Genomic DNA, 16,286 nt, shown 5'->3' with positions numbered 1-16,286 from the left:
GAGCAGGTGCGCAGCCGACGGCGGCGCCCGCGGGAATCGATCAGCAGCCCGTCTGGCCGGCCTTGACGGTGACGTTGGTGACCGTCACGCCGCTCGTGGAGACCAGCGTGTACGGGCCGCCGTTGCTGCCGCAGACGGCCCACGAGTAGGTCGCCGACCCGCCGTAGTTGTGCACCAGCAGCGTGTTGTTGCCGGCGCCCGAGTAGCTCCAGGAGCCGACCGTCTGGCTCGGATCGACCTTGTCGTTCGGGCCCTTCTTGTAGTCGATCAGCGCACCCGTGACGGCGTCACCGGAGCCCTGATGGAACTCCTGCCAGCGATCGTTGCCGCTGGTGGCGCACATCGTCTTGCCGATGATCTGGTTGCCGATCTGGTTGCGGTTGAGCCGCGCCCCGCCATTGGGACAGGTCTGCGCCGACGCGGCCGCGGCCACGCCCAGCAACGCCACGGCGACCATGCACTGGGTCGATTTCGACATACGGAGCCCCCTCGTTCGAACTGCCGCAGTCTACGGTGGCCGCTGTCGTCAGGACAGGCGACGCCACCCCCGGAAAACGGGGAGCCCCCGGAGGCCGTTCGTGAAGAACGCACGCGGGCGCCTCGCTACACTGCCCCGCGCCCCGAGCCGGTGCCCCGGCCGCGGCGTCCCGCCCATGTGCCCGGCCCAGCTCCTCCGTCGCCCCCATCCGCGCCCGCCGCGGCCCGACCGCCGCCGCGCCCTGGCGGCGCTCGCGGCCGGCGCGCTGCTGCCGCACGCGGCCGGCGCCGCCGCGCCGCTGCAGGTCGGCCCGGGCCGGCGCTTCGAACGCATCGCCGACGCCGCACGCGCCGCCCGCGACGGCGACGTCGTCGAAGTGGACGCCGGCGAGTACCGCGGCGACGTCGCCGTCTTCAGCCAGCGCCGGCTGACGCTGCGCGCCGTGGGCGGCCGCGTGCGCCTCGTCGCCGCCGGCCAGGCCGCCGAGGACAAGGCGATCTGGGTGCTGCGCGGCGGCGAGTTCGAGGTCCAGGGCTTCGACTTCGAGGGCTGCCGCGTCGACAGCCGCAACGGTGCCGGCATCCGCTTCGAGCGCGGCCGGCTCGTCGCACGCGACTGCGGCTTCTTCGCCAACGAGATGGGGCTGCTGACGAGCAACGACCCCGAGGCCGAACTCGTCGTCGAACGCTGCGAGTTCGCGCACAACCTGCGCCCCGACGGCCACAACCACCAGCTCTACGCCGGCACCATCCGCACGCTGATCGCGCGCGGCTGCTGGCTGCACCACGGCACGGTCGGCCATCTGCTGAAGAGCCGCGCCGCCAGCAGCCTAGTGCTGAACAACCGCCTGACCGACGAACGCGGCGGCCGCTCCAGCTACGAACTGGAGTTCCCCAACGGCGGCGTCGCCGTCGTCGTCGGCAATCTGATCCAGCAGTCGCCGGGCACCGACAACCCGATCGTCGTGTCCTTCGGCGCCGAGGGTTACCGTCCCGGCCCGCAGGCGCTGATGCTGGTGCACAACACGCTGGTAGACGAACGCGGCGGCGACAGCCGCTTCCTGCGCGTGGCGCCCGGTGCCGAGGTCGAGCTGCGCGCCGTCAACAACCTGCTGTGCGGCGAGGCCCAGGCGCTGGAAGCCGCCGGCCCCGGCGAGTACCGCCACAACCCGCGTGTCGCGCGCAGCGCCTTCGCCGACGCCGCCGAGTACGACTACCACCCCGCCGACGCGCGCGCCGTGCCCGCCGACGCCGTCGACTGCGGGCGCTTCCGCGGCGCCGACCTGGCGCCGACCTTCGAATACCGACACCCCCGCGGCCTGGCGCCGCTCGCCGGCGCGGCCCGCCGGCCCGGCGCCCTGCAGCAGATCGCCCACGCATGATCACGACGACCACGCTGCCGCTCACGCGGCGCGCGCCCGACCACGAACTCGCCGTCGGCGAGCCCCGCTTCAGCGACCCGCAGCTCGTCGAGCTGGCCCGCCGCGACGGCGACGCCGCCGCCTGGCACCGCGCCGCGGCGACGATCGACGACCTGGACGGCGCGGTGCGTGCCGCCGCCGCGGTCGACGGCAGCTTCGCCGTCGGCCTGGCCGACGCACGCGGCCGCGTCTTCCTCGCCGTCGACCGCTTCGCGGTGCGCACGCTGTGCTGGCGCCTCGTCGGCGGGCGGCTGCTGTTCGCCGAACGCGCCGACGCGCTGGCCGCCGTCGAACCGGCGGCGCCGATCTCGGCGCAGGCGCTCTACGACTACCTCTACTTCCACTCGATCCCGTCGCCGCGCACCGCCTTCGACGGCGTGTTCCGCCTGCCGCCCGGGCACTGCGCCTGGTACGACGGCCAGACGCTGGAGATCCGCCGCTACTGGGAGCCGCGTTTCGAGGAGCCGGCGCGGCCGGACTTCGAGGCCCTGGCGCGCAGCTTCCGCGGCCGGCTGCGCGAGGCGGTGGCCAGCGAGCTCGACGGCAGCAAACCCGGCTGCTTCCTCTCGGGCGGCACCGACAGCTCGACGGTGGCCGGCATGATCAAGGACGTCGCCGGCCGCGCCGCGACCTACTCGATCGGCTTCGAGGCCGAGGGCTACGACGAGATGGCCTTCGCGCGCATCGCCGCCAAGCGTTTCGGCACCGAGCACCACGAGTACTACGTGACGCCGGACGACCTGGTGCGCAGCATCCCAGAGGTCGCGCGCCACTTCGACCAGCCCTTCGGCAACTCCTCGGCGCTGCCGGCCTACTACTGCGCGAAGATGGCGCGCGAGGACGGCATCACGCGGCTGCTGGCCGGCGACGGCGGCGACGAGCTCTACGGCGGCAACGCGCGCTACGCCAAGCAGCGCATCTTCGGCTGGTACGACGCCGTGCCGGGCGTGCTGCGCCGCGGCCTGCTGCAGCCGCTGCTGGAAGGCACGCCGATCGGTGCCCTGCCGCTGGCGCGCAAGGGCCGCAGCTACGTCGAGCAGGCCAAGGTGCCGCTGCCCGACCGCATGCAGATGTACAACCTGCTGCTGCGCCTGGGCACCGCCGACGTCTTCACGCCCGAGTTCCTGGCCCGCGTCGACGCCGAGGACCCGCTGCGCCAGCAGCGCGCGGTCTGGCAGGAGACCGGCAACACCAGCGCGCTCAACCGCATGCTGGCCTACGACTGGCGCTACACGCTGGCCGAGAGCGACCTGCCCAAGGTCTGCGGCGCGACCTCGCTGGCCGGCGTCGCGGTCGCCTTCCCGTTCCTGGAGCGCGGCGTCGTCGACTTCTCGCTGGCGCTGCCCACCGAGTACAAGCTCAAGGGGCTGAAGCTGCGCTGGTTCTTCAAGGAGGCGCTGCGCGGCTTCCTGCCCGACGAGATCATCACGAAGAAGAAGCAGGGCTTCGGCCTGCCCTTCGGCGTCTGGGCCACGCGCCACCCGGGGCTGCGCGACTTCGCGGCCGACACGCTGCACTCGCTGGCCGGCCGCGGCATCGTGCGCCGCGAGTTCATCGAGACCCTGCTCGCCGACAAGCTGCCCGCGCACCCGGGCTACTACGGCGAGATGGTGTGGATTCTGATGATGATGGAGCAGTGGATGCAGGGCTACCAGGCGCAGGCCCGGACCTGATCACTCCATCCCCGAGTCGTCGACCCGCCCCTCGGCCTGGGGGGCGTGGCCCAGAACCTGCGGGGTATGCTCGCCGCGTGATCCGACGGGGGTGGCACCGTGATCGGGAAACGATCCGCCACGCGTTCAATCAGCGCCGTCGGCTGGGCACGCCCGATGGCACGGACGATCACGTCAACGATGTAGTCGCATGCGGGCGGCACTCGCGGCCGGCCCTGTCCTTGGCACGCGCGCCGCGACCTGCGCACCCGATGGTCGACTCGTGGGCAGATGGAGGGGAGACGTCGATGAGGACTGCGGCGCATTGGCAAGCGGCACTTCTCGGACTCTGTCGGTTTAACAGGATCCACCAGCATTACCCAGGTCGCTGGCGGATCTGCCGCTTTCTTTCGCGACACTCCGGACAGCTCAGCGCTCTGTCCCCGCTAGAAGCGCAGGTCGGACAGGCGACGTTCCTCCAGCTCGACCCCAAGGAACGTTTCGACGGCCTGAAGACCTTGATCAACGGCTTGAACCCACGTGAGCCGCTGATCAATCTGGCGCTTCAAATTCTTCGACCCGGCGACAACGCCATCGATATCGGCGCCAACGTCGGGTACTTTTCGGCGGTCGCTGCCCTCACCGTCGGACACGGTGGTCGTGTGTTCTCGTTCGAAGCCGCCCCTCCGACTTATCAGCGGCTGCAAACCTTGGCAAGACGCAATCTGCACCAGAACGTCGTCGCCTACCACGCAGCCGTCGCCGACAAGGCCGGTGAGCTGTTGCTTCATCTCGGTCCGCAGAACCACTCCGGGACCACGTCGATACGCCCTCTTGGTGAAAAGGAGACGCACAGCGTCACGGTACCCGCCGTGGCCATCGACGATCTACTGGACTCCCTCCCGCTCATACGACTGATCAAGATCGACGTCGAAGGCGCTGAAATGCTCGTGGCACGCGGCATGGAGCGCCTGCTTCAGCGCGACAAGCCTTACCTGCTGATCGAGGTCACCGATTCCTTCCTGCGCAGCCTCGGCTCCAACAAGTCGGATCTGGTCGCTTTCTTTACGGCCCGTGGCTACCGGGTGCTGCGCGTCGAGAATCCCGTCATACCCTATGAAGAGCGAGACGAATCCCAGTGCGATGTACTCATGGTGCCGCCCGATGCAGCGATGGTGGGATTCAGTGAGGGCTTGGTCCAGAACGTCAGGTGGTGACACCGAGGCGACTGTTCGCCTTATATATACCCGGCACGACAGAACCTGATGGGGCGACAAGAATGACCGCGACCGTGGCCGCAGCGATGGCGTTGAGCGCGCCGTCGCCGCAGGAGGCCGTAGCACGTCACGATGTACGCGACGACATTCAGTTCCTGCGGGGTCTCGCCGTACTGTCGGTCGCGACATACCACGCGCGTCTATTCGGCTTGTCGGGCGGTTATCTCGGGGTCGACGTCTTTTTCGTCATCTCAGGATTCCTGATCACTCGAAACATTCTTCGCGATCTCGATCAGAACCGATTTTCCTTCGTCGGCTTCTACTTCCGCCGGGCAAAGCGCCTGCTCCCCGCCGCCTGCTTCATGCTGCTGTGGACGAGCGTTCTGGCGGTCTGGATCCTGACGCCACGACAGTTCTCCGACTTCGCGGCACAAGCGCTGGGCACGGCAACCTTCACCGCGAACTTCGTGCTGCCGGCGCAGACCGGGTACTTCGAACCCGCGGCCGAGATGAAGCCGCTGCTGCATGCATGGTCGCTCTCGCTCGAGGAGCAGTACTACTTTCTCCTGCCGCTGCTGCTTTGGGCCGTGCCCAGGCGCCGGCGTCTGGTACTGCTGGGCGGCACCGCCGTGCTCAGCCTGGCGCTCTGCATCGTTGCCGTGGACAAGGCACACACCTATTGGCGGCTTCCCGATCTCGACTCGAGACAGCTGGCCTTCTACATGTTGCCGACCCGGGCCTGGGAACTGCTGGCCGGATCGCTGCTGGCGGTCACCCAGGTCGATCGGCTGCGCACGCCGCCGCGCCCGGTGCAATGGCTGGCCCTTCTGGGCGTCCTGGTGCTGCTGGTGCATCCGATCGACGAGATCCACCCGCGCTGGGACGCGATACTCGTGACCGCCGGCATGGTGCTGCTGCTGGCCGGCCGCGGGGAATGGCTGCCGCGCAATCCCGGCAGCTCGCTCGTCGCCCGGATAGGTGACTGGTCGTATTCGCTGTACCTCGTGCACTGGCCCCTGTTCGCGTTGGCGACCGCGGCCTATCTGGGCGAACCGCCGGCGCTGGTGCGCTTCAGCCTGTTGGCCATTGCAGTGGCTCTCGCGTACCTCCAATGGCGTCACGTGGAGCAGCGCTTCAGGTTCCACCGCGGCGGCCGGCTCGGCCACAGCGTCGCGGCACTGCTGGCGTGCTCGCTCACCGTGATGGCACTTCCCTATGTGATGCAGGAAATGCGCTGGGGCGACAAGGCAGCCGATATCGTGCCGCCGGCGGCAAAGGGGATCAGCGTGGCCTGCGCGCGCGAGGCCGGTGTGCGCGACGCCTCCAGTTGCCGCACGGCGCCGAATCCGGAGTACGTGGTCTGGGGCGACAGTTTCGCGATGCACCTCGTTCCCGGATTGCTGCAGATGCGCGAGGTCGGCAACTCGATGCTGCAGCTGACGAAAGCCGCTTGCGCCCCTATTCCGGGCGTCGCGTCGCTGGACTCCGAACACGATGCCAGCTGGGCGCGGGACTGCCTGAATTTCAACAAGGCGGCCCTCGAAATGATACTGTCGACACCCAGCGTGCGCCACGTCATTCTCGCCTCGCCTTTCCAGGGATATCTCACGGCGGGTTCTCTTCGAATATTCGACGGTGAGCACGGCAGCATCACCACGGAGCGCCAAGAGGTACTCCAGCGTTTCATCGCGACGATCGCGGCCATCAAGGCGACGGGGCGCGAGGTCATCGTCGTCGCGCCGCCGCCCTCGGGCGGCTTCAATGCCGCAGACTGTTTCCTCAAGCAGCAGCTCGGACAGATCGTGCTCGGCCGCACGACCTGCAGCATCGGCCACGCAGAGCGCATGGCCAGGCAAGGCACGATCAACGAGTCGCTGGCACGCCTGGAACGGGAGGCCGGGGCCGTGGTTCTGCATTTTGATTCCGCGCTCTGCACGCAGGACGAATGCCGGACGACAGCACCCGACGGGCGCACGACCTACTACGCCGACGGCGACCACCTCAATGTCGAAGGCTCGAAGGTCATCGTGCCGAAGGTCTTCGCGGCCAGGACCTCCGGGTCAGGTGCCGAGGTCGTCCGATGACATTCGAAGCACAGCGTTCCTTCGAAGGACGACAACCGTGACGCACAACACGCCTCGCCCGACGCTTTTCACGCCCTCTTACCTCGGCGACCTCGAACGCCTGCTGCTGATGCGGCGCACCCTGCGGCGTTTTCTCGCGTCGCCCTGTCGGCACATCGTCGCCGTGCCCGAGGCCGACATGCGCGCTTTCCGGTCGGCAATGGGTACGGACGACTGCGAACTGATTGCTCAGCAGTCGCTGGTCGATAGCCGCTACTTCCCTCATGCCGCCTATCGCCTGATCACCGGAATCGCACCGAATCAGGCCTGGCGGCTCTCGCGCTGGGCGGGTCGACCGGGCTGGATCATCCAGCAGATCGCCAAGCTGGGTGCGGCGGCGCTATGCGAGCCCTCGGCGCCGATGATCGTCGTCGACTCGGATCTGTTCTTCGTGCGGCCGTTCGGTCTCGACGACATCGCCCCGCTTGGCCGCCGAGTCCTGGTACGCGAGGAGCCGGACAGCGAGAGCGGCAAGCACCGGGAACACATTGCGGGCGCTCGACGCCTTCTTGGCCTGCCCCCGGGCGGCACCGAGCACCATTACATGGCTTATCCGGCGATCATGTATCCCGACTGGGTCGCCGCGCTTCTGAAGCATATCGAGAGCGTTCACGGCCAACCCTGGCAGGAAGTGCTCAGAGGCACCGAGACCTTTTCAGAGTATTCGCTCTACGGGATTTTCGTGGAAGAGGTTCTAGCGCCACCCGAGCTGATGCGAAGAGATCAGCCGTTCAATTTGATTCTATGGGACCAGACTTCTTTCACAGACTTCTTCCGCGATCCTCGAAGCGCGTTGGAGCGCAACCCGGAAAGGATCTGCGTCGTCGCTCAGTCGAATCTCGGCATTCCGACCCGCACCTATCACCGGGCGGTCGAGGAACTGCTTCAGCGGCCGTAGCAGCCCGCGGCTGCGCAGGGACCGTGTGCGTCGTCGGCGCCACCGGCGTCATGGCCCTCCTCGGGCCAGTACGGAGCGCCGATGTCGAGCGTTGAGACCTTGCGGCGCAGCGCCGCCTGGCTGTTCGCCGGGCGAACGGGCGAGCAGGTCCTGGCCTTTGCCTTCGGCATCGTCTTGGCCCGCCTGCTGGCGCCCGAAGCCTTCGGCATGCTGCTGACGATCCAGGTCTTCACCGGCCTCGCGGGCTTCGTGGCCGGCGGCGGCATGGGGCAGGCGCTGGTACGGGCCAAGACGGCGGACAAGGCCGACTACGACATCGTCTTCACGCTGCAGCTGGCCATCGGACTGCTGATCTACCTCGTCTTCTTCGCGCTGGCGCCGTTGCTGGCCCGTTGGTACCAGACGCCGCTGTACGAGGATCTCCTGCGCGTATCGGCGCTGAGCTTCCTGCTGAGACCCTTCCTCAACCTGCCCAACAGCCTGCTGACGCGAGCCATGCGGTTCAAGGCCCAGGCCGGTGTCACGATCGCCAGCCTCGTGTTCTCCAGCGCCGTCAGCATCGGCATGGCGGCACTGGGCTGCGGCGTCTGGAGCCTGGTCTGGAGCGGCCTGCTGGGCGCCGCGCTGCAATCGGCCATCCTGACGCGGCTCACCGGCTGGCGGCCGGGCTTGTCACGCGACGTCGGCCGCGCCGGCGAGTTGGCCCGCTACGGCTTTCTCGTCACCGCCAACGATCTCGTCGACTACGCCAAGGCGCGCGTCAACGTCTTCATCCTGTCGACCTCGCTGGGCCCGGCCGCCGTCGGCCTGTTCAACAAGTCGGAGAGCCTGGCCAGGATGCCGTTCTCCTTCGTCTCCGGGTCGGTGTACCAGGTGCTGTTTCGGGCGATGGCCGCGGAACAGAGCAACTCCGACAGATGCCGCTACCTCTACCTGCGAAGCGTCGCCCTGGTGGCCGTCTACGGCACGCCCTTTTATGTCGGCCTGCTCTGGCTGGCCGAACCCCTGGTCAGAGGGGTCTACGGCGACCACTGGACCGCCGCCGCACGTCCGTTGTCGGTGATGGCCGCCGCGTGGCCGTTCTGGCTGCTCGCGAACCTGTCCGGTGCCGTCGCCGCGGCCCTCAACCGCCTGGACCGGGAACTGCCGATCCAGCTCGTGAACCTCGCCGTGACCGCCACCCTGGTGGCGCTGTCGCTTCGCTGGGGGCTCGAAGGCGTGGCCTGGGCCATGGTGCTCGCATCCACGATCAGCTGCGCCTTGATGACGCGTCTGGCGCTGGAGGCCCTGGGTGCGAGCTGGCGGGACATCGGCCTGGCGCTGGTTCCGGCAGCAGCCCTCAACACGATGCTCGCGGCAACCTTGGCGGCACTCGAGTACGGCTTGCCCTCCGGCTGGCTCGCTCACGATCTGTTGCACCTGCTGATCGTCGGAACGACCGGCGGGCTCGTCTATGCTTGCGCGCTGTTATTCATACCGTTTCGCGGTCTGCACGGGGAGGGCGCGCGGATACGTGAAGCGTTTCGACGGCGTGCATGACGCAGCCGGCGACGCTCCAGCAATGCATCGCTCGTTTCCGGATGATCGACTCCCCAGCAAAACTCTTGAAGACCGCCTTGGCGGCCGCGGCCACCGGCGCCGTGATCTGTGGCCTGGGTGCCGTTGCGGGCTGGTGCCCGAGGTCGGCGATTTGGCCGGTGGCGACCGTGTGTGGCGTTCTTGCAGCGGTCATCCGCGGTGTGGGCATGTCGCTCGCCTCGATGGTGGACAACCGCAGCCACACGCTTCGCGACCGCGTCGAGGGCCTGAGGCGGGACATCGGCGACATCCATGGACTGGTGCGGCTGCAGCCCTACACCGCCGAGCTCCCGCTTCCGATGGGCGGGGGATGGGCGCTGACCGGCGACGCCGCAGCGCTCCTGGTCCGGGAGGTGCTGCTGCAGCGGCCGCGCGCCGTCCTTGAACTGGGATCGGGCGTCTCGACCCTGCTGATCGGCCAGGCGTTGCAACGACAAGGCGGCGAGGGCCGCCTGCTGTCGATCGACCACGATCCGGTGTGGGCCGAACGGACACGCCGCCAGGTGGCGCTGCTCGGGCTGGAACGGCAGGTCACGGTCGTCTGCGCACCGCTCGCGCCGATCGACCTGCAAGGCACGCGGCGCCTCTGGTACGACATTCCCGCATCGGCTCTGGACACCTTGGGCGCTATCGACCTGCTTCTGGTGGATGGCCCTCCGCAACCGCCGGAAGACAGGGAACCGGCGCGCTGGCCGGCGGTGCCGGCTCTGGAAAGCCGGTTGTCCGCGAGCGTCGTCGTCGTCGTCGACGACGCGCGACGGCCCGAGGAACGGGAGATGGTGAGGCGCTGGCGAAGCGCAGCCCCCGACTGGCAGGTCGAAGACATGCAGACCGTCGACGGGCTGTGCATCCTTCGTCGACGGCCTTCTGGCGAGGCCGCTGCGACATGAGCTCGCCCGCCGTCTCGGTCGTGATGCCGTGCTTCAATGCCGCGCGCCACCTCGCGAACAGCGTGCGCAGCGTGCAGGTGCAGACCTTCACCGCGTGGGAGCTGCTGATCGTCGACGACGGATCGACGGACGAATCGCGAGCGATCGCCGCGGAACTGGCCTCCGGAGATCCGCGCATCCGGCTGCTGCATCAGGAAAACAAAGGGCCGGGCGCAGCGCGGAACGCAGGCCTGGCGGCGGCGCAGGCGCCGCTGCTCGCGTTCCTCGACAGCGACGACACCTGGTGCCCGGAGTTCCTCGCGACGATGGTCGCGGCACTCGACGGAACGGCACCGGACGCGATCGCCTACTGCGGCTGGCAGAACAAGGGCCTGGGCGCCGGCCGTGACGCCCCGTACATCCCGCCGGACTACGAAGCCGGAGACAAGTCCGCCGCGCTGTTGCGCAGTTGCCCCTGGCCCATCCACGGCGCGCTGGTGCGGCGGCAGGCGGTGCTGGCGGTCGACGGATTCGACGCCACGCTGAAGTCCTGCATGGACTACGACCTATGGCTACGGATGGCGCTCGATGCCACGCTGGTTCGCGTGCCGCGGGTGCTGGCCTACTACCATCACCACGGCACGGGGCAGATCACCGGCGACAAGGTGCGTCTGGCCACGAACCACCTGCTCGTACAGCGGCGGTTCCTTGCGGCCCACCCCGAGGTGTCCAGGCGCCTGGGCCACAGGCGGGTACGCGAACTGACCCTCGGCATCCTGCTGCAGCGCGCCTACGAAGCCTATTGGCGCCGGGATCTGCCTGCCGCACGCACCTTGTTCCGCGCCGTGATGCGCGAGGGTTACGGAGGGCCTCGAGACTGGCGTTACATGCTGGCGGCCTGGCTGCCTGTCCAATGGCACGCCGGCCTGATCAAGATCCGCGACAGCTACCCGTCGCCACCCGCCTGAGCGGCTCGCCCCGAGCTTGCGCGGCTTGCGGCTCTCCAGGCGTTGGAGCAAGCTGCCGCTCCCATCGCCCCTCACTCCGGAGACAAAGGATGCCGACCTCGCCTCTGCTCAGCCGCCTGCAAGGGCTGGCGCAGATCACTGCCCTGGCCTTGCCGCTGGTTTGGAGTTCTCCGACTCATGCCGTCGAGGACCTCGCCAATGGCTGGTCGCCGTCGCCGGTAGAACTGGCGCAGTTGCCACCGTTCTGCCGAGCCCAACTCGGCAAGTCGTCCCAGCCGGGCCAGAAGACCCCGGTGCAGATGTGCGGTGTCTACATGAACCACCTGTGCCCCGGCGCAGTGCTCGTGAATCGTGCTGGGCAGGCCTCGATTCCGCGCGAGGAACGCAAGCGCATCGCGAAGAACGCACGCGGCGACATCGACTACACCAAGACCCGCATCCAGCCTGGCTGCGCGCTGCAGCCCTACCTGAACACGGTGGACGAACGGCTGCGCATTCTCGAAATGGTGCTCAAGTAAGCCCGGTCTCCCGGGGCAGCAGGTCTTCGATCTGGAGTTGGCGGGCGATGGCCGACAGGTCGAAGTTGATGTCGATCTCCTCGCTCTTGCTCGCGGCTCGCACGTAGTTGGGGACGGTGATCACCGAGAAGTGCTCGCGCGCGATCCAAGACTCCGGAATCTTCGCGACGCGGCCGCCGCAGAAGCGTTGCCAGTACTGGATGCCGCAGCCGTGGTCGTCGTAGAAGCGGGCGCGGCGTCGGCGCTCGGCCGCATCGGAGGGGGCATTCGGGTGCTGCTGATAGCCGCGCCACCAGCCGCAACCCTTGTTGAACTGATCCAGGCTCGCCGCCCGCGTAGTGCACCCGAGCACCTCCCAGTAACGGTGGAACTTGGGCCGCAAGCGGTTGCGCCAGCCACCGTAGGTCTTCACCGCCATCATCTCGCCGTCCGGAATGGCCTGGAACCACTCGGCGGCCCGGGCCATCTTGGCCCTGGGCATCAGGACGTCGGCGTGCCAGAAGGCCAGGCGATCGGCCCATGCGAAGGCGAACTCCATCGGCACGTGCGGGTACAGCACCTGGAGACCCAGCCGGGCATTGAAGTCGACCGCCACGGCCCCGGGGATCAAGGTCCCCGGCCGCTGGCCGCAGTTGGGATCCCAGCCGACCACGGGCGTCCAGCCGAACTCCGCCACGAGGCGCTGCTGCAGGAGGCACCAGCGATCGTTGAGATTCCAGCACAGCCAAGGCCGTTTCACGCCCTCCAGCGCGAGCGCCCAGTCCTCCGCGGCCCGCAGAAGGTCGTCGACCGGCCGGTCCCAGTAACGCCAATGGCCGGTGCCGTTTCGGCCGGAAGTCTTGCCGACTTCCCAAGCCGTCTTGATCGGCGGAACGTTCGTCATCAGGTTCTCCTCACGGACACCAGGCCCGGCAACACATGGCAGCGGTGAAGCGGCCCCGCAGGTCAGCCCCGGGCCCCGAACAGGCGGTTGCGAAGCGTCCACAACCGGCTCGGTCTGCGCGCCTCGTCCAGCTCCTGCCCGACATCGCCGACGGCCCGCAGCAAGCCGTCGACGAGTTCGGCCGCCGCGGCATTGCTGCCGGGGACGAAACCGGCGACGGCCTCGGCCGCCAAGGACGCGAATCCAGCAGCGAAAGACTGGGCGGAGAACCGCGCGATCACGTTCTCGCGCCCGCGCGATCCGAGCTGTCCTGCCCGCACCCGATCGGACAACACGCGACAGACGGCTTCGGCTGCCCCGGCTTCGTCACCGGGCGGCACCATCAGACTGTCCACGTCGTGCTGCAGGCACTCCCGCAGCCCGACGCAGGCCATCGCGACCACGGGACGGCGCATGGCCATCGCTTCCAGCACGGCGATCGGATGGCCTTCGAACACGGCCGTGGACATGAACGCGTCGGCTTGCGCGAGCAGCGCCGGCACGTCCGATCGTGGGCCGAGCACTTTGAGCCGGCCTTGCAGCGCGGAGGCCCCGGCCATGGCCGTCAACTCCGCCGCCAGCGCGGCATCTTCTGCAGGGCCGGCGATGGCGAAGACCGTGTCCGGAGCCGACTCGAGAACCCGATGCGCCACCCGGGCGAACGCGGCGAAGTCCTTCTGGGCCGAGATGCGCCCTACGCCGAGCACGAGCCGGGCGTCGGCCGGCCAGCCGCACTCGGCACGGAGGTCGCTGGACGCGAGCGACGCGGCAGCGGTCTCCAGGGCATCGACGTCCACGCCATTGAACAAGGTCGCCAGCCGATCGGCTCTCACCCAGGCCTGCAGGCTCGCGCGCACGTCGTCGGACACGGCGACGACGCGTGCACCCAGCTCACCAAGCAGCCAGCCATACGCCGCGACGCCGAAAAGACGCGCATAGCGCTCATGGTCGACCTCGATCGGGGCGTGGATGTGCCAGATGGCCGGCACGCCGGCCCTGGCCGCGGCGATGGCACCGTCGAGCAGGTGGCCGGTGTTGAGATGGACCGCGTCGGCACGCCATTCACGTATCCAGTCGACCAACTGCTGCGTCCGGGCAGAACCTCGGCGAAGAAAGGCGTACTGGGCGGACGGCGCGGTGCTCGCGCAGCAACCCAGCGCAGCGATGCGGTGCTCGATGCCCGCCCGCTCCAAGGCGGCAGTCACCTCGCCTGCGTTCGGCACGACGGCGAACACCTCGTGGCCACCACGCTGCAACACCGACAGAAGCGTCAAAGTCGTGCGGTCGACGCCGTTGAGCAGATCGCCGTGATGGAAGAGGTGGAGGAGTCGCAAGACTGGGTTCTCGGCGCGCCGGACTCGCTGCGCGAACGCACCACGGTAGCTATTCGAAGGGACCGACGAGGATAGCCCAGGGCATCCGTGGCGAACCCGACCGCCCAGGGGGCGCTCCCCCGCAAGCAGGGAGGGTCGACGGCAAACCGTGTCGTTGTGCTCGCGGCGGGCGAGGAGGCGCTACCTAGAATCCCCGCACCCTCTACGGCGGCCGTGCCGCACCCAAGCCTTTGTTGACCGAGCTCTTCCAGTATCGCGAACTCATCGTCGCGCTGGCCGTCAAGAACATCACGCTGCGTTACAAGCAGGCCTACTTCGGCATCGCCTGGGTCGTGCTGCAGCCGCTGATGATGATGGCGATCTTCATGCTCGTGCGCGCGTTCATCGGCTTCGACAGCGGCGGCGTGCCCTACCCGGTGATGGCCTTCGCGGCCTTGCTGATCTGGCGCCTGTTTCAGGATACGGCCACCGACGGCGTCAATTGCATCGTCGGCAACGCCCACCTGATCCGCAAGATCTACTTCCCCCGCGAGGTGTTCCCGCTGACCGCGGCGGTGACCAAGGTCATCGAGTTCGGCATCAATCTCCTCGTGCTGTCGCTGATGATGGCCTGGTACGGCATCGCGCCGACGGCGCAGGCGGCCTGGGTGCCGCTGCTGGCCCTCTACGCCGTCATTGCCGCCTGGACCATCGCGTTCGCCGGCTCGGCGATCAACGTCGCATACCGCGACGTCGGAGCTGCCGTGCCGGTGCTGCTGTCGCTGTTGATGTACGCCTCGCCCATCATCTATCCGATGCGCCTGGTGCACGAGAGGCTGGTCGACCAGCAGGCGGCCGGTGCCTGGTCCCATGCGCTCTACCTTCTGTACACCGCCAATCCGGTTGCAGGGCTCGTGGACGGCCTGCAGCGCACGGTACTGATGGGACTGCCCCCCGATCCAGGCGTCATGGCGCCGGGCGTCGTGCTCACCCTGGTCGCGCTCTGGCCGAGCTATCGGGTCTTCAAGCGGGCCGAGGCCCGCTTCGCCGACCTGATCTGAGGAGGACCCCGATGTCGAACACAGCTGTCATCGAGGTCCACGATCTCCGCAAGGAGTTCCGCATCGGCGGACCCGGCACCCTCAAGGGCGCCGTGGCCGGCGCATGGCGGCGCCTCCGTGGCGACACGGAGGCCGGCCGCAAGGCGCCGTTCGCGGCGCTGGACGGCGTGAACTTCTCGGTTGCCGAGGGCGAGGTGCTCGGCATCATCGGCCACAACGGCGCCGGCAAGAGCACGCTGCTGAAGATGCTCGCCGGCATCTCGGCGCCCACGTCCGGCCGGGTGAACGTGCGTGGACGCGTCGCCCCCTTGATCGAAGTGGGGGCTGGCCTCGTAGGCGAGCTGACGGGCCGCGAAAACGTCTATCTCAATGGCACGATCCTCGGGATGTCGCGGCGCGAGATCGACCGCAAGTTCGACGAGATCGTCGCCTTTGCCGAACTCGAGCGTTTCATCGACACGCCGCTGAAACGCTACAGCTCGGGCATGCAGGTCCGCCTGGGCTTCGCGATCGCCACGGCGGTGGACTCCCAGATCGTCATCGTCGACGAGGTCCTGGCCGTCGGCGACATCGCCTTCCAGCGCAAGTGCTACGACCGGATGCAGGACCTGATCTACCGTCAAGGACGAACGATCCTCTTCGTGTCACACAACGTGAAGGAGATCGAGCGCCTGAGCAAACGGGTCCTGTTGCTGGACCACGGCCGTGTCGCCGCATTGGGCTCGCCGCAGGAGGTCTGCGATCTGTACTTCGAGCAGAGCCATCGCAAGATCCTGGAACAAGCCGATGGCGGCGGGCGCGGCAGCAGCCATGTCCAGGCCAGCGGCGAGATCGAGCTCGAATCCATCGAGACGCTGGATGGCAAGGGGCAGCCCTGCGACTCGCTGCCCTACGCGCAGCCTTGCACGTTTCGCATCACGCTCAAACTCAACGAGCCCATCGATCTGCTCGAAGTCGAGTTCGGCGTGCATACGATGGAATCGCTCTGGCTGGCGACCTGCACCTCCCACAGCGGCCTGAAGCTGCAAGAGCTGGCGCCCGGGCGCCACGTGCTCGACTGTCGGTTCGACTCGATGCCGTTCCTGCCTGGCGTCTACGGCATCCGCCTGCATTTAGGCGTCGGTGCGGCGAATCACGGAGTGTTCTACGGCGAGCACCTCGCGCGTTTTGCGGTTTCCTCCGGAGACGCTCAGCTTGCCTCCGTTGTACGCCAGGGCTTCGTCGAACTGGCGCCGTCCTGGGACCTGGTGTCCTGAAGGCTGGCCCGCG

At 68.2% G+C, this 16,286-nt stretch carries 14 protein-coding genes; 11 read left to right on the top strand and 3 right to left on the bottom strand.

Going from position 1 to position 16,286, the window contains the following annotated elements:
• Nucleotides 1-40 precede the first annotated feature (40 nt).
• The gene (locus RGE_RS02205; protein ID WP_014426668.1) at nucleotides 41-478 is read right to left on the bottom strand and encodes a hypothetical protein; all 438 of its coding nucleotides are present in this window, start codon (nucleotides 476-478) and stop codon (nucleotides 41-43) included.
• Between the two features lie 175 nt (nucleotides 479-653).
• Between RGE_RS02205 and RGE_RS02200 the strand changes: the two genes are divergently transcribed.
• From RGE_RS02200 to RGE_RS23905, 9 genes are all read left to right on the top strand, one after another.
• On the top strand, nucleotides 654-1,859 hold the full coding sequence (locus RGE_RS02200; RefSeq protein ID WP_014426667.1) for a right-handed parallel beta-helix repeat-containing protein: 1,206 nt from the start codon (nucleotides 654-656) through the stop codon (nucleotides 1,857-1,859).
• Complete coding sequence (locus tag RGE_RS02195; RefSeq protein ID WP_014426666.1) at nucleotides 1,856-3,571, top strand: asparagine synthetase B family protein; 1,716 nt, start codon at nucleotides 1,856-1,858, stop codon at nucleotides 3,569-3,571. The genes RGE_RS02200 and RGE_RS02195 overlap by 4 nt, the downstream gene beginning before the upstream one ends.
• A gap of 287 nt (nucleotides 3,572-3,858) precedes the next feature.
• Entirely contained in the window at nucleotides 3,859-4,767 is a 909-nt protein-coding gene (locus RGE_RS23530) for an FkbM family methyltransferase (RefSeq protein WP_014426665.1), read from the top strand.
• A 62-nt stretch (nucleotides 4,768-4,829) separates the two neighbouring features.
• Nucleotides 4,830-6,851: an acyltransferase family protein gene (locus tag RGE_RS02180; RefSeq protein ID WP_043783725.1), complete on the top strand. Its 2,022-nt coding sequence runs from the start codon at nucleotides 4,830-4,832 to the stop codon at nucleotides 6,849-6,851.
• A gap of 37 nt (nucleotides 6,852-6,888) precedes the next feature.
• Complete coding sequence (locus RGE_RS02175) at nucleotides 6,889-7,788, top strand: DUF6492 family protein (RefSeq protein ID WP_014426663.1); 900 nt, start codon at nucleotides 6,889-6,891, stop codon at nucleotides 7,786-7,788.
• Between the two features lie 81 nt (nucleotides 7,789-7,869).
• A complete protein-coding gene (locus RGE_RS02170) occupies nucleotides 7,870-9,327 on the top strand; it encodes a lipopolysaccharide biosynthesis protein (RefSeq protein WP_014426662.1) in 1,458 nt (485 codons plus the stop codon).
• A complete protein-coding gene (locus RGE_RS22985) occupies nucleotides 9,324-10,256 on the top strand; it encodes a class I SAM-dependent methyltransferase (RefSeq protein ID WP_052310954.1) in 933 nt (310 codons plus the stop codon). The genes RGE_RS02170 and RGE_RS22985 overlap by 4 nt, the downstream gene beginning before the upstream one ends.
• Nucleotides 10,253-11,203: a glycosyltransferase family 2 protein gene (locus RGE_RS02160; RefSeq protein WP_014426660.1), complete on the top strand. Its 951-nt coding sequence runs from the start codon at nucleotides 10,253-10,255 to the stop codon at nucleotides 11,201-11,203. The genes RGE_RS22985 and RGE_RS02160 overlap by 4 nt, the downstream gene beginning before the upstream one ends.
• 89 nt (nucleotides 11,204-11,292) lie before the next feature.
• The gene (locus RGE_RS23905; RefSeq protein ID WP_014426659.1) at nucleotides 11,293-11,721 is read left to right on the top strand and encodes a hypothetical protein; all 429 of its coding nucleotides are present in this window, start codon (nucleotides 11,293-11,295) and stop codon (nucleotides 11,719-11,721) included.
• Here the strand turns inward: RGE_RS23905 and RGE_RS02150 are convergent.
• Both RGE_RS02150 and RGE_RS02145 read right to left on the bottom strand, forming a co-directional pair.
• The gene (locus tag RGE_RS02150; protein ID WP_014426658.1) at nucleotides 11,714-12,604 is read right to left on the bottom strand and encodes a hypothetical protein; all 891 of its coding nucleotides are present in this window, start codon (nucleotides 12,602-12,604) and stop codon (nucleotides 11,714-11,716) included. The two genes, RGE_RS23905 and RGE_RS02150, sit on opposite strands and share 8 nt — an antisense overlap.
• Nucleotides 12,605-12,666: 62 nt before the next feature.
• The gene (locus RGE_RS02145) at nucleotides 12,667-13,977 is read right to left on the bottom strand and encodes a glycosyltransferase (RefSeq protein WP_014426657.1); all 1,311 of its coding nucleotides are present in this window, start codon (nucleotides 13,975-13,977) and stop codon (nucleotides 12,667-12,669) included.
• 233 nt (nucleotides 13,978-14,210) lie between these two features.
• Between RGE_RS02145 and RGE_RS02140 the strand changes: the two genes are divergently transcribed.
• Both RGE_RS02140 and RGE_RS02135 read left to right on the top strand, forming a co-directional pair.
• Nucleotides 14,211-15,017, top strand: a complete 807-nt coding sequence (locus RGE_RS02140) for an ABC transporter permease (RefSeq protein WP_198408839.1) — start codon at nucleotides 14,211-14,213, stop codon at nucleotides 15,015-15,017.
• A gap of 11 nt (nucleotides 15,018-15,028) precedes the next feature.
• On the top strand, nucleotides 15,029-16,273 hold the full coding sequence (locus RGE_RS02135; RefSeq protein ID WP_014426655.1) for an ABC transporter ATP-binding protein: 1,245 nt from the start codon (nucleotides 15,029-15,031) through the stop codon (nucleotides 16,271-16,273).
• The last annotated feature ends 13 nt before the right edge of the window (nucleotides 16,274-16,286 follow it).

Origin of the sequence: Rubrivivax gelatinosus IL144, assembly GCF_000284255.1 — a bacterium.
GTDB classification, from domain to species: Bacteria; Pseudomonadota; Gammaproteobacteria; order Burkholderiales; family Burkholderiaceae_C; genus Rubrivivax; species Rubrivivax gelatinosus_A.
The sequence above is the reverse complement of the archived record's forward strand: the minus strand, read 5'-3'. Positions and strand labels throughout refer to the sequence as shown.

What these genes read in the sequence shown, in the direction of transcription:
- RGE_RS02195 (WP_014426666.1), top strand. Translation starts at nt 1,856, where the DNA reads ATGATCACGACGACCACGCTGCCGCTCACGCGGCGCGCGCCCGACCAC.
- RGE_RS23530 (WP_014426665.1), top strand. Translation starts at nt 3,859, where the DNA reads ATGAGGACTGCGGCGCATTGGCAAGCGGCACTTCTCGGACTCTGTCGG.
- RGE_RS02150 (WP_014426658.1), bottom strand. Translation starts at nt 12,604, where the DNA reads ATGACGAACGTTCCGCCGATCAAGACGGCTTGGGAAGTCGGCAAGACT.
- RGE_RS02160 (WP_014426660.1), top strand. Translation starts at nt 10,253, where the DNA reads ATGAGCTCGCCCGCCGTCTCGGTCGTGATGCCGTGCTTCAATGCCGCG.
- RGE_RS22985 (WP_052310954.1), top strand. Translation starts at nt 9,324, where the DNA reads ATGACGCAGCCGGCGACGCTCCAGCAATGCATCGCTCGTTTCCGGATG.
- RGE_RS02135 (WP_014426655.1), top strand. Translation starts at nt 15,029, where the DNA reads ATGTCGAACACAGCTGTCATCGAGGTCCACGATCTCCGCAAGGAGTTC.
- RGE_RS02170 (WP_014426662.1), top strand. Translation starts at nt 7,870, where the DNA reads ATGTCGAGCGTTGAGACCTTGCGGCGCAGCGCCGCCTGGCTGTTCGCC.
- RGE_RS02205 (WP_014426668.1), bottom strand. Translation starts at nt 478, where the DNA reads ATGTCGAAATCGACCCAGTGCATGGTCGCCGTGGCGTTGCTGGGCGTG.
- RGE_RS02200 (WP_014426667.1), top strand. Translation starts at nt 654, where the DNA reads ATGTGCCCGGCCCAGCTCCTCCGTCGCCCCCATCCGCGCCCGCCGCGG.
- RGE_RS23905 (WP_014426659.1), top strand. Translation starts at nt 11,293, where the DNA reads ATGCCGACCTCGCCTCTGCTCAGCCGCCTGCAAGGGCTGGCGCAGATC.
- RGE_RS02180 (WP_043783725.1), top strand. Translation starts at nt 4,830, where the DNA reads ATGACCGCGACCGTGGCCGCAGCGATGGCGTTGAGCGCGCCGTCGCCG.